This window comes from Saccharothrix longispora (genome assembly GCF_031455225.1).
GTDB lineage: Bacteria > Actinomycetota > Actinomycetes > Mycobacteriales > Pseudonocardiaceae > Actinosynnema > Actinosynnema longispora.
This window is the reverse complement of record NZ_JAVDSG010000001.1, coordinates 4697807-4709767: the sequence shown is the minus strand read 5'-3', so window position 1 is coordinate 4709767 and position 11961 is coordinate 4697807. Positions and strand designations below refer to the sequence as shown.

The 11961-nt window shown below is 72.0% G+C and carries 12 protein-coding genes and 1 pseudogene; 12 read left to right on the top strand and 1 reads right to left on the bottom strand.

Annotated features, from left to right (window positions below):
- Positions 1–45: 45 nt before the first annotated feature.
- The 3 genes and pseudogenes from J2S66_RS19065 to nusB all read left to right on the top strand — a co-directional run.
- Positions 46–315 (top strand): annotated as a pseudogene (locus tag J2S66_RS19065) (M24 family metallopeptidase); the annotation flags it as partial.
- A 63-nt stretch (positions 316–378) separates the two neighbouring features.
- On the top strand, positions 379–942 hold the full coding sequence (efp, locus tag J2S66_RS19060; protein WP_310308513.1) for an elongation factor P: 564 nt from the start codon (positions 379–381) through the stop codon (positions 940–942).
- A 1-nt stretch (position 943) separates the two neighbouring features.
- Complete coding sequence (nusB, locus tag J2S66_RS19055; protein WP_306749216.1) at positions 944–1363, top strand: transcription antitermination factor NusB; 420 nt, start codon at positions 944–946, stop codon at positions 1361–1363.
- Between the two features lie 80 nt (positions 1364–1443).
- Here nusB and bldD read toward each other — a convergent pair whose 3' ends face one another.
- The gene (bldD, locus tag J2S66_RS19050) at positions 1444–1932 is read right to left on the bottom strand and encodes a transcriptional regulator BldD (protein ID WP_015103676.1); all 489 of its coding nucleotides are present in this window, start codon (positions 1930–1932) and stop codon (positions 1444–1446) included.
- A gap of 258 nt (positions 1933–2190) precedes the next feature.
- On the opposite strand from bldD, the gene pyrR reads away from it, so the two are divergent.
- From pyrR to gmk, 9 genes are all read left to right on the top strand, one after another.
- Positions 2191–2763 carry a bifunctional pyr operon transcriptional regulator/uracil phosphoribosyltransferase PyrR gene (pyrR, locus tag J2S66_RS19045; protein WP_310308510.1) on the top strand — a complete coding sequence of 191 codons (573 nt, stop codon included), beginning with the start codon at positions 2191–2193 and terminating at the stop codon, positions 2761–2763.
- Positions 2760–3719, top strand: coding sequence for an aspartate carbamoyltransferase catalytic subunit (locus J2S66_RS19040; RefSeq protein ID WP_310308509.1), 960 nt, complete (start codon positions 2760–2762; stop codon positions 3717–3719). Before pyrR ends, J2S66_RS19040 begins: the two co-directional genes overlap by 4 nt.
- Entirely contained in the window at positions 3716–4996 is a 1281-nt protein-coding gene (locus J2S66_RS19035; RefSeq protein ID WP_310308508.1) for a dihydroorotase, read from the top strand. Before J2S66_RS19040 ends, J2S66_RS19035 begins: the two co-directional genes overlap by 4 nt.
- The gene (locus J2S66_RS19030; protein ID WP_310308507.1) at positions 4993–5475 is read left to right on the top strand and encodes a PH-like domain-containing protein; all 483 of its coding nucleotides are present in this window, start codon (positions 4993–4995) and stop codon (positions 5473–5475) included. Before J2S66_RS19035 ends, J2S66_RS19030 begins: the two co-directional genes overlap by 4 nt.
- Positions 5472–6584 carry a glutamine-hydrolyzing carbamoyl-phosphate synthase small subunit gene (gene carA, locus J2S66_RS19025; RefSeq protein ID WP_310308506.1) on the top strand — a complete coding sequence of 371 codons (1113 nt, stop codon included), beginning with the start codon at positions 5472–5474 and terminating at the stop codon, positions 6582–6584. Before J2S66_RS19030 ends, carA begins: the two co-directional genes overlap by 4 nt.
- The gene (gene carB, locus J2S66_RS19020; protein ID WP_310308505.1) at positions 6584–9892 is read left to right on the top strand and encodes a carbamoyl-phosphate synthase large subunit; all 3309 of its coding nucleotides are present in this window, start codon (positions 6584–6586) and stop codon (positions 9890–9892) included. The genes carA and carB overlap by 1 nt, the downstream gene beginning before the upstream one ends.
- Positions 9889–10707: an orotidine-5'-phosphate decarboxylase gene (gene pyrF / locus J2S66_RS19015; protein ID WP_310308504.1), complete on the top strand. Its 819-nt coding sequence runs from the start codon at positions 9889–9891 to the stop codon at positions 10705–10707. The genes carB and pyrF overlap by 4 nt, the downstream gene beginning before the upstream one ends.
- 299 nt (positions 10708–11006) lie before the next feature.
- A complete protein-coding gene (mihF, locus tag J2S66_RS19010) occupies positions 11007–11324 on the top strand; it encodes an integration host factor, actinobacterial type (RefSeq protein ID WP_033427832.1) in 318 nt (105 codons plus the stop codon).
- A complete protein-coding gene (gene gmk / locus J2S66_RS19005; RefSeq protein ID WP_310308503.1) occupies positions 11321–11920 on the top strand; it encodes a guanylate kinase in 600 nt (199 codons plus the stop codon). Before mihF ends, gmk begins: the two co-directional genes overlap by 4 nt.
- The last annotated feature ends 41 nt before the right edge of the window (positions 11921–11961 follow it).

The following is an 11961-nucleotide window of genomic DNA, read 5'->3' as shown; positions in this document are numbered from 1 at the left end:
CGTAAGCCGACCGGTTCGACCGATCGAGCGATCTAGTGGAGTGCCGCGGCCTCGCAGGCGGCCGGGCGGCCGGGCGGCGGGTACGGCGAGCGGTTCCCGCACGGCCTCGGCCACGGCGCCGGCCTGGAGATCCACGAGGCTCCAGCACTCCCGAAGGCGGGTGCCGGTACACTTCTGCCCGGTATGGCGGTCACCGTCGAGCCCGGTGCGCACCCGGCCGGGAGGGGTGGTGTCCGCATCGAGGACACGCTCGTGGTGCGCGCAGGCGCCCCGCAGCTCCTCACCCCGACCACGAAAGAGCTCGTGGTCGTCTGATGTCGGAACGCCGGCCGACGCCGGCGCTCGCCCCTCACCTACGCAACAGGAGAGCCCACCACCGTGGCCACCACCAACGACCTGAAGAACGGCCTGGTGCTGAACCTCGACGGCCAGCTCTGGACCGTCACCGCGTTCCAGCACGTCAAGCCGGGCAAGGGCGGCGCCTTCGTGCGCACCACGCTGAAGCACGTCCTGACCGGCAAGGTGGTGGACAAGACCTTCAACGCGGGCACCAAGGTCGACACGGCGACCGTGGACAAGCGCGGGATGACCTACCTCTACAAGGACGGCACCGACTTCGTCTTCATGGACGGGGACACGTACGACCAGATGAGCATCCCGGCCGAGACGGTCGGCGACGCGGCGAACTACATGCTGGAGAACCAGGAAACCGTCGTCGCCGTGCACGAGGGCATCGCCCTCTACGTCGAGCTGCCGACCTCGGTCGAGCTGGTCATCCAGCACACCGACCCGGGCCTCCAGGGCGACCGCTCCACCGGCGGCACCAAGCCGGCCACGCTGGAGACCGGCGCGGAGATCCAGGTCCCGCTGTTCGTCACCACCGGCGAGAAGATCAAGGTCGACACGCGTGACGGCCGGTACCTGGGCCGCGTGAACGGCTGAGATGGGCGCTCGCAGCAAGGCCCGGAAACGCGCCGTCGACGTCCTCTTCGAGGCGGACCTGCGGGGCATCGACGCGGTGACCCTGGTCTCCGAGCGCGTCGGCTCGACCGACGTGCCCCCGGTGAACGACTACACGGTCAGCCTCGTCGAGGGTGTCACGGCCCACCGCGCGCGGATCGACGACCTGATCTCCGAGCACGCCGAGGGCTGGACCCTCCAGCGGATGCCCGCGGTCGACCGCGCGGTCCTGCGGGTGGGCCTCTACGAGCTGCTCTGGGCGGCCGACGTCCCCGACGCGGTCGCGATCGACGAGGCGGTGGAGCTGGCCAAGGGCCTGTCCACGGACGACTCGCCGCGGTTCGTCAACGGCGTGCTGGGTCGGATCGCCGTCATCGCCGACCAGCTCCGCGCCGTCCTCTAGCGCCGTCCTCCAGGCGCCCCCCGGGACACGGGAGAACGGCCCGACCTCCCCGAACGGGGTCGGGCCGTTCTCGCGCGCCTTCAGTCCTCCTTGGCGGGCCGGGCCTCGGGGGGCAGCACGCCCCAGTCGATGAGCTGCTCGGTCAGCTCGCCCGGCGTCATGTCGTAGATGATGGCGAGGGACCGCAGGTCCTCGGTCCGGATCGACAGCACCTTGCCGTTGTAGTCACCGCGCTGGCTCTGGATGGTGGCCGCGTACCGCGCGAGCGGCCCGACCTTCTCCGCCGGCAGCTGTTGCAGCCGTTCCAGGTTGATGACGATCTTCGTGGCGGGTTCCGCCCCGGACGGCACCCGCCCCTCGGGCAGCAGTTCGGCCACCGGCACCCCGTAGAAGTCGGCCAGCTCGGCCAGCTTCTGCACGGTGACGGCGCGGTCGCCGCGCTCGTACGAGCCGACTACCACGGCCTTCCAGCGACCGCCGGACTTCTGCTCGACGCCGTGCAGGGACAAGCCCTGCTGCTGCCGGATCGCGCGGAGCTTTGCCCCCAGCGCCTTGGCGTAGTCGCCCATGTGGCGGTTCTCCGTTCATTCGCCCCGTCAGCCGGTAGGGGACTGCCGCGGGGAGGCTTAGATCAATACGCAGAGTAATGATTGCTCTCCGTGGTCACCAGGTCAAGCTGATCTCGCGGGTCCAGGTGGGGGAGACCACGCGCACCACCCGGAAGATTGACCGCCCGAGCCTGATACCGTGCTGGTCAGCCCGGTCGCAGCCGGGTGTCCGACGTCCTTTAAGGACCCGTCCAGCGAGGCGGGGAAGGAGGTCCAACCGTGGCGCCACGTCAACGTGGCGCGACGGACCCGGCCGGGGAGCGAGAGCTCCTGTCGGCCGGCGACGTCGCGCGCACCGTCGCCCGAATGGCCCATCAGATCATCGAGAAGACCGCTCTGGATGCACCCAGCGCACCCGAAGTAGTCCTGATGGGGATTCCGAGCCGGGGTGCCCCCCTGGCCCGCAGACTTGCGGTGCGGATCGCGGAGTTCAGCGGTATCGAGGTGCCGACCGGCACCCTGGACGTGACCCTCTACCGGGACGACCTGCGCCGGGGCCCGACGCGGCCGCTGGAGGCGACGAAGCTGCCCGAGGGCGGCGTCGACGACCGCCTCGTGGTCCTGGTCGACGACGTGCTGTTCTCCGGCCGCACGATCCGCGCCGCCCTCGACGCCCTGCGCGACCACGGCCGGCCGCGCGCCGTCCAGCTGGCCGTGCTGGTCGACCGGGGCCACCGCGAGCTGCCCATCCGCGCGGACTACGTGGGCAAGAACGTGCCCACCGCGCGCACCGAGGAGGTCCACGTGCTGCTGGGGGAGTTCGACCAGCGCGACGGGGTGGTGCTGAGGTGAAGCACCTGCTCACCACCGAGGGCATCGACCCGGCCCAGGCGACCGCGATCCTGGACACGGCGGCGAGCCTCAAGCAGTCCCTCGACGGCCGTGAGGTGCGCAAACTCCCCACGTTGCGCGGTCGCACGGTCGTCACGATGTTCTACGAGAACTCCACCCGCACGCGGGTGAGCTTCGAGATCGCGGGCAAGTGGATGAGCGCGGACGTGGTCAACGTCTCCTCGTCCGGGTCGAGCGTGAACAAGGGCGAGTCCCTGCGCGACACGGCGCTGACCCTGGCCGCCGCCGGCGCGGACTGCGTCGTCGTGCGGCACCCGGCGTCCGGCGCGGCCCACCGCCTGGCCGGCTGGCTGCGCGAGGTCGGCACGTCCGTGGTCAACGCGGGCGACGGCACCCACGAGCACCCCACCCAGGCCCTGCTCGACGCCGCCACGCTGCGGGAACGCCTCGGCGACCTGCGCGACAAGCGGGTCGCGATCGTCGGCGACGTGCTGCACAGCCGGGTCGCCCGGTCCAACGTGCACCTGCTCACCGCCCTCGGGGCGGAGGTGACGCTGGTCGCACCGCCGACCCTGCTGCCCGCGGGCGTGGAGAACTGGCCCGTGCACGTGTCGCACGAGCTGGACGCCGAGCTGCCCACCCAGGACGCCGTCATGCTGCTGCGGGTGCAGGCGGAGCGGATGTACAGCGGGCCCGCCGGCTCCGGGGGCAACGGGCACTTCTTCCCGTCGGCCCGCGAGTACTCGATCGCCTACGGCCTGAACGACAACCGGCTCGGGCTGCTCCCGGAGCACGCCGTGGTGCTGCACCCCGGTCCGATGCTGCGCGGCATGGAGATCGCCTCGTCGGTCGCCGACTCGCCCCGCGCCGCCATCACCGACCAGGTGCGCAACGGCGTCCACGTGCGCATGGCCGTCCTCTACCACCTGCTTGCCCACGAGGAGGAAACCGCGTGAGTCCCTTGATCATCAGGGGAGTGCGACCGTACGGCGAGGGCGACCCGGTCGACGTGCTGGTCCGCGACGGCGTGATCGCCGCGATCGGCGAGGTCGCCGAGGAGGGCGAGGAGGTCGACGGCGCGGGCGCGGTCCTGCTGCCCGGCTTCGTCGACCTGCACACCCACCTGCGCGAACCCGGCCGCGAGGACACCGAGACGATCGCCAGCGGCTCGGCCGCGGCGGCGCTCGGCGGGTACACGGCGGTGTTCGCCATGGCCAACACGAACCCGGTCGCGGACAACGCGGTGGTCGTCGAGCACGTCGCCCGCCGCGGCCGCGAGGTCGGCCTGGTCGACGTGCACCCGGTCGGCGCGGTCACCGTGGGCCTGGCCGGCGAGAAGCTCGCCGAGCTGGGCACCATGGCGAAGGCCGGCGTCCGGGTGTTCTCCGACGACGGCCACTGCGTGCACGACCCGCTGCTCATGCGCCGCGCCCTGGAGTACAGCAAGGCGCTGGACGTCGTCGTCGCGCAGCACGCCGAGGAGCCCCGGCTCACCGTCGGCGCGCAGGCCCACGAGGGCGAGCAGGCGTCCCGCCTGGGGCTCCAGGGCTGGCCCGCCGCCGCCGAGGAGGCGATCGTGGCGCGCGACTGCCTCCTCGCGAAGCAGGTCGGCGCCCGGCTGCACGTGTGCCACGTGTCCACCGCGGGCACCGCGGACGTGCTGGCCTGGGCCAAGGCCCGCGGGACGGAGGTGTCCGCCGAGGTCACCCCGCACCACCTGCTGCTCACCGACGAGCGCCTGGCCACCTACGACCCGGTGAACAAGGTCAACCCGCCGCTGCGCACCGCCGCCGACGCGGAGGCGCTGCGCCGGGCGCTGGCCGACGGCGTCATCGACTGCGTGGCCACCGACCACGCGCCGCACGCCGTCCAGGACAAGGACTGCGAGTGGTCCGCGGCACGTCCCGGCATGCTCGGCCTCCAGACGGCGTTGTCCATCGTGGTGGAGACCATGGTGAACACCGGCCTGCTGGACTGGCGGGGCGTGGCGCGGGTGATGAGCGAACGGCCCGCCGCCATCGCGGGCCTGCCCGACCAGGGACGCCCGATCGAGGTGGGCGAGCCCGCGAACCTGACCCTCGTCGACCCGGGTGCCACGTGGGTGGTGCGCGGCGCGGAGTTCGCGAGCGTCGCCGCCAACACCCCGTTCGAGGGAATGGAGCTGCCGGCCCGGGTCGTCGCGACCGTGCTGCGCGGACGCGTGACGGCGAGCAGCGGGAGGATTCCCGCATGAGCCGCGTGCTGCTGTCCCTGGCCGTGCTGGCCGTCTTCCTGCTGTGCCTCTACGGCATGTGGCGCGGCTGGCAGAACCGCAAGCGCCGCCAGGCCGACCTGCCGGAGTTCCCCGCGCCGCCCGCCGAGCCGGGCGCGACCGTGCTGGAGACGACCGGCGTCTACGTCGGCACGACGATCGGCGACAACTGGCAGGACCGGGTCGCCGTCGGCGACGTCGGGCACCGCGCCGAGGGCACCCTGCGGCTCACCGAGCGGGGCGTGCTGGTCGAGCGCGCGGGCGCGAGCCCGCTGTGGATACCGGCAGACCGGGTGGAGGGCGCCCGGACCGCGCGCGGTCTCGCGGGCAAGGTGATGACGGCGGACGGCCTGCTGGTCGTGCGCTGGCAGCTCGGGGACCGGGTGTTCGACACCGGGTTCCGGGGCGACGACAAGGACGTGTACGAGCAGTGGGTGCAGGCGCTGGGAGGCAAGCGATGACGAACGCGGCACTGGTCCTGGAAGACGGCCGGGTGTTCCGCGGCGAGGCCTACGGCGCACTCGGCGCCAGCCTCGGCGAGGTGGTGTTCTCCACCGGGATGACCGGCTACCAGGAGACCCTGACCGATCCGTCCTACCACCGCCAGATCGTGGTGCAGACCGCGCCGCAGATCGGCAACACGGGCTGGAACGACGAGGACGACGAGTCCGGCCGCATCTGGGTCGCCGGGTACGTGGTGCGCGACCCGTCCCGCGTGCCGTCCAACTGGCGCTCGCGCCGCGGCCTCGACGAGGAGCTGGCCCGGCAGGGCGTCGTCGGCGTCGCCGGCATCGACACCCGCATGCTCACCCGCCACCTGCGCGAGCGGGGCGCGATGCGCGCGGGCGTGTTCTCCGGTGACGAGCTGGGCGCCGACGCGGAGATGGTGGAGCGCGTCCGCACCGCGCCCGGCATGAGGGGCGCGGACCTCGCGGGCGACGTGACCACGGCCGAGCCCTACGTGGTCGAGGCGATCGGCGAGCGCCGGTTCACCGTGGCCGCCCTGGACCTGGGCATCAAGTCCAACACCCCGCGGATGATGGCCGCCCGCGGCATCGAGGTGCACGTCCTGCCGCTCACCTCGACGATCGACGACATCACCGCGCTGGACCCGGACGGGGTGTTCCTGTCCAACGGCCCCGGCGACCCGGCCACCCAGGAGCACGCCGTCGGCCTGACCCGCGCCGTGCTGGAGCGCCGCACGCCGCTGTTCGGCATCTGCTTCGGCAACCAGATCCTCGGCCGCGCCCTGGGCCGCGAGACCTACAAGATGCGCTACGGCCACCGCGGCATCAACATCCCGGTCATCGACGTGACCACCGGCAAGGTGGCCATCACGTCGCAGAACCACGGGTTCGCGCTGGAGGGCGAGCCGGGGCAGGAGTTCGGCTCCGACTTCGGCCGCGTCCAGCTCAGCCACTTCTGCCCGAACGACGGCACCGTGGAGGGCGTGCGCGCGCTCGACGTGCCCGCGTTCAGCGTGCAGTACCACCCGGAGGCGGCGGCCGGTCCGCACGACGCCGCACCGCTGTTCGACGAGTTCGTGACGATGATGAGCGAGGGTCGCTGATGCCGAAGAGGACTGATCTCAAGCACGTTCTGGTCATCGGCTCCGGCCCGATCGTCATCGGCCAGGCCTGTGAGTTCGACTACTCCGGCACCCAGGCGTGCCGCGTGCTGCGCGACGAGGGCCTGCGGGTCTCCCTGGTCAACTCCAACCCCGCGACGATCATGACCGATCCGGAGTTCGCCGACGCCACCTACGTCGAGCCGATCACCCCCGAGTTCGTCGAGAAGGTCATCGCCGCCGAGCGCCCGGACGCGATCCTGGCCACCCTGGGCGGGCAGACCGCCCTGAACACCGCCATCGCCCTGCACGAGCGGGGTGTGCTGGAGAAGTACGACGTCGAGCTGATCGGCGCGGACATCGACGCCATCCAGCGCGGCGAGGACCGGCAGATCTTCAAGGACCTGGTGCGCGGGATCGGCGCCGAGGTCCCGCGCAGCGCGGTCTGCAAGTCCATGGAGGAGGTCCGCGCGACCGTCGCCGACCTGGGCCTGCCGGTCGTCATCCGGCCCTCGTTCACCATGGGCGGCCTCGGCTCGGGCATGGCGCACACCGACGAGGAGCTGGAGCGGCTCGCCGCCACCGGCCTCGCCGAGTCCCCGGTCACCGAGGTGCTGATCGAGGAGAGCGTGCTCGGCTGGAAGGAGTACGAGCTGGAGCTGATGCGCGACCGCAACGACAACGTGGTCGTCGTCTGCTCCATCGAGAACATCGACCCGATGGGCGTGCACACCGGCGACTCGGTGACCGTGGCCCCGGCGATGACCCTCACGGACCGCGAGTACCAGCACATGCGCGACGTCGGCATCGCGGTCATCCGCGAGGTCGGGGTGGACACCGGCGGCTGCAACATCCAGTTCGCCGTGCACCCCCGCGACGGTCGCATGGTCGTCATCGAGATGAACCCGCGCGTGTCCCGCTCGTCCGCGCTGGCGTCGAAGGCCACCGGCTTCCCGATCGCCAAGATCGCCGCGAAGCTCGCCATCGGCTACACCCTCGACGAGATCCGCAACGACATCACCGGCGAGACCCCGGCCTCCTTCGAGCCGACGCTCGACTACGTCGTGGTGAAGGTGCCGCGGTTCGCGTTCGAGAAGTTCCCCGGTGCCGACCGCACCCTCACCACCACCATGAAGTCCGTCGGCGAGGCCATGTCGATCGGCCGCAGCTTCGTCGAGGCGCTCGGCAAGGCCCTGCGGTCCATGGAGACCAAGGCCGCCGGCTTCTGGACCCTGCCCGACCCCTCGGGCGCGGACGGGACGCTGGAGTCCGCCCTGGACGCCCTGCGCACGGGCCACGACGGGCGCCTCTACACCGTCGACCGCGCCCTGCGGCTCGGCGCCACGATCGAGCAGGTCCACGAGGCGTCGGGCATCGACCCGTGGTTCGTCGAGCAGATCGCCTGGCTGGTGGGGCTGCGGCGCGAGATCGAGACCGCCCCCGTGCTCGACCGGCACCTGCTGCGCCGGGCCAAGCGGGCCGGCCTGTCCGACCGCCAGATCGCCGCCCTGCGCGACGAGCTGGCGGGCGAGGACGGTGTGCGGGCGCTGCGGCACCGGCTGGGCGTGCGACCGGTCTACAAGACCGTCGACACCTGCGCCGCCGAGTTCGCCGCGAAGACCCCGTACCACTACTCGGCCTACGAGCTGGACCCCGACGCCGAGACCGAGGTCACCGCGCAGCCCGACAAGCCGAAGGTGCTGATCCTGGGCTCCGGCCCGAACCGCATCGGCCAGGGCATCGAGTTCGACTACTCGTGCGTGCACGCGGCCATGGCGCTGCGCGACGCCGGGTACGAGACCGTGATGGTCAACTGCAACCCGGAGACCGTCTCCACCGACTACGACACCTCGGACCGGCTCTACTTCGAGCCGCTGACCTTCGAGGACGTGCTGGAGGTCGTGCACTCCGAGCGGCGCTCCGGCACCGTCGCGGGCGTCATCGTGCAGCTCGGCGGCCAGACGCCGCTGGGCCTCGCGCAGCGCCTCGCCGACGCGGGCGTGCCGGTCGTCGGCACCCCGCCGCACGCCATCCACCTCGCCGAGGACCGCGGCGCGTTCGGCCAGGTGCTGATCGACGCGGGCCTGCCCGCCCCGAAGTACGGCACGGCCACCTCGTTCGACCAGGCCAAGGCCATCGCCGACGAGATCGGCTACCCGGTGCTGGTGCGGCCGTCGTACGTGCTCGGCGGGCGCGGCATGGAGATCGTCTACGACGAGGACTCGCTGCACGGCTACATCAAGCGCGCGACCGAGGTCAGCCCGGAGCACCCGGTGCTGGTCGACCGGTTCCTCGACGACGCCATCGAGATCGACGTGGACGCCCTCTACGACGGCGAGGACGTGTTCATCGGCGGTGTGATGGAGCACATCGAGGAGGCCGGCGTGCACTCCGGCGACTCGGCGTGCACCCTGCCCCCGATCACCCTCGGGGACACCGACATCGACAACGTCCGCCGCTCCACCCTGGCCATCGCCCGGGGCATCGGCGTGCGCGGCCTGCTCAACGTCCAGTACGCCCTCAAGGACGACGTGCTCTACGTCCTGGAGGCCAACCCGCGCGCCTCGCGCACCGTGCCGTTCGTGTCCAAGGCGACGGCGGTGCCGCTCGCCAAGGCCGCCGCCCGGATCATGCTCGGGGCGACCGTGGCCGACCTGCGCGCCGAGGGCCTGCTGCCGGCGACCGGCGACGGCGCCAAGCTGCCCCCGCACGCCCCCGTGGCGGTCAAGGAGGCCGTGCTGCCCTTCCACCGGTTCCGCACGCCGGAGGGCAAGGGCGTGGACTCGCTGCTCGGCCCGGAGATGAAGTCGACCGGCGAGGTCATGGGCATCGACGTGTCGTTCGGCATGGCGTTCGCCAAGTCCCAGACCGCCTCCTACGGCTCCCTGCCCACCTCGGGCCGGGTGTTCGTGTCGGTGGCCAACCGGGACAAGCGGGCCATGATCTTCCCCGTCAAGAGGCTCGCCGACCTGGGCTTCGAGGTGCTGGCGACGGCGGGCACGGCCGAGGTGCTGCGGCGCAACGGCATCCCGTGCACGGTCGTCCGCAAGCACTTCGAGGGCGCCGGCAACGTGGTGGACGCGATCCTCGACGGCACCGTCGACCTGGTCATCAACACCCCGTACGGCAACGCCGGGCCGCGCGTGGACGGCTACGAGATCCGCACCGCGGCGGTGGCCAAGGACATCCCGTGCGTGACCACGATCCAGGGCGCCGCGGCGGCCGTGCACGGCATCGAGGCCGCGATCCGCGGTGACATCGGCGTGCGGTCCCTCCAGGCCCTCCAGGCGGCCCTGCGGGGTGGCGAGTGAGGTTCGGGGAGCGGTTGGGCGCGGCGGTCGCGGAGCACGGGCCGCTGTGCGTCGGGATCGACCCGCACCCGGGCCTGCTGGCGTCCTGGGGGCTCACCCAGGACGTCGCGGGGCTGGAGCGGTTCGCCCGGACCTGCGTGGAGGCGTTCGGCGGCCGGGTGGCGGTGGTGAAACCCCAGTCCGCCTTCTTCGAGGCGCACGGGTCGCGCGGCGTCGCCGTGCTGGAACGCGTCATCTCGGACCTCCGCGGCAGCGGGACGCTCGTGCTGGTCGACGCGAAGCGCGGTGACATCGGCTCGACGATGGCCGCGTACGCCGCCGCGTACCTCACCGAGGGCTCGCCGCTGGCCGGCGACGCGGTCACCGTGTCGCCCTACCTCGGGTTCGGATCGCTCGCCCCGGCCCTCGACGCGGCCGCCGCCAACGGTCGCGGAATATTCGCACTCGCGTTGACTTCCAATCCCGAAGGGGCCTCCGTGCAGCGCGCGACGGGCCCCGACGGGCGCTCTGTCGCGCAGTCCGTCGTGGACGCGGCGGCCCGCGCGAACGCCGGCCTCGACCCGCTCGGCGACGTCGGGCTGGTGATCGGCGCGACCGTCGGCGACCACGGCCTGGACCTCTCCGACCTGCACGGATACGTCCTGGCGCCGGGCTTCGGCGCGCAGGGCGCGACCGTGGCGGACCTGCGCGCGGTGTTCGGCCCGGAACTGCGCGGGGTGCTCCCGGCGTCCTCCCGGGACGTGCTCAGGCACGGCCCCGAGGCCGCATCTTTGCGGTCGGCGGTGGACGCGGTCCGGCGCTCCCTGGAGATGTGATCACGATCAAATCGCGACACGCTTCACGTGGTCCGCTCACCTGCGCAAACGGTGCCTGGTACGGTCCACCCACCAACGGGTCCACCCACCATCGAGCGCATACCACACAGGTCGTGCGCACCGCGTTACCGGTGGCGGTGGCGGGCCTGTTGGGGGGTGTTGGTACTACTACCACCCGCCGCACCGCACTGGCGCTGAAAGATTCACCTGACTGGGACCCACGTTGTACCCAGGCAATTGCGCTCGGTACGGTCGCGGGACCGATCCAGAATTGAAATTCCCACACCACGGAGGAAATCGTGGCCCTTCCCCAGCTTACCGAGGAGCAGCGGGCCGCAGCGCTGGAGAAGGCTGCTGCCGCTCGTCGCGCTCGGGCTGAGCTCAAGGAGCGCCTCAAGCGTGGCGGCACGACCCTGACGGACGTGCTGAAGGCCGCCGAGAGCGACGAGGTCCTTGGCAAGATGAAGGTGTCCGCGCTGCTCGAGGCGCTTCCGGGCGTCGGCAAGGTGCGTGCGCAGCAGATCATGGAGCGCCTTGAGATCGCTCCGTCGCGTCGGCTGCGCGGCCTGGGTGAGCGGCAGCGCAAGGCGCTGCTCACCGAGTTCAGCGGCGAGTGAGTGATGGCACCGGGGCGGGGTCGGGCGCACGCGCCCGGCCCCGCCTCACCGTCCTCTCCGGGCCGTCCGGCGTGGGCAAGTCCAGCGTGCTGGCCGAGCTGCGCCGCATGGGACCCGACATCCACTTCAGCGTCTCGGTGACCACCAGGAAGCCGAGGCCGGGCGAGGTCGACGGGGTCCACTACCACTTCGTGGACGTCCCGGAGTTCCGCAAGATGGTCGACAACGGCGAGCTCCTGGAGCACGCCGAGTTCGCCGGCAACTGCTACGGCACCCCCCGCGCGCCCGTCGAACGCGCGCTGACGTCCGGCACGCCGTCCCTGCTGGAGATCGAGCTGCAGGGCGCGCGCCAGGTCAGGGCCGCCATGCCCGAGGCCCAGCTGGTCATGCTGGCCCCCCCGTCGTGGGAGGACCTGGTGGGCCGGCTGACCGGCCGCGGCACCGAGGACCCCGCCGTGGTGGCCCGCCGGCTGGAGATCGCCAGGGAGGAACTGGCGGCCGAACCGGAGTTCGACGAGGTCGTGGTGAACGCCGACGTGAGGTCGGCGGCCACGAGCTTGCTAAACTTGGTGGTCGGCCCGGTGCCCGGCGCGTGAGCGACCACGCGTCGAGCGGCACGGGACGACCCCAGACACAC

Coding starts and splice junctions, on each gene's coding strand:
- carA (WP_310308506.1), top strand. CDS start 5,472: ATGACGAACGCGGCACTGGTCCTGGAAGACGGCCGGGTGTTCCGCGGC.
- bldD (WP_015103676.1), bottom strand. CDS start 1,932: ATGGGCGACTACGCCAAGGCGCTGGGGGCAAAGCTCCGCGCGATCCGG.
- carB (WP_310308505.1), top strand. CDS start 6,584: ATGCCGAAGAGGACTGATCTCAAGCACGTTCTGGTCATCGGCTCCGGC.
- J2S66_RS19030 (WP_310308507.1), top strand. CDS start 4,993: ATGAGCCGCGTGCTGCTGTCCCTGGCCGTGCTGGCCGTCTTCCTGCTG.
- nusB (WP_306749216.1), top strand. CDS start 944: ATGGGCGCTCGCAGCAAGGCCCGGAAACGCGCCGTCGACGTCCTCTTC.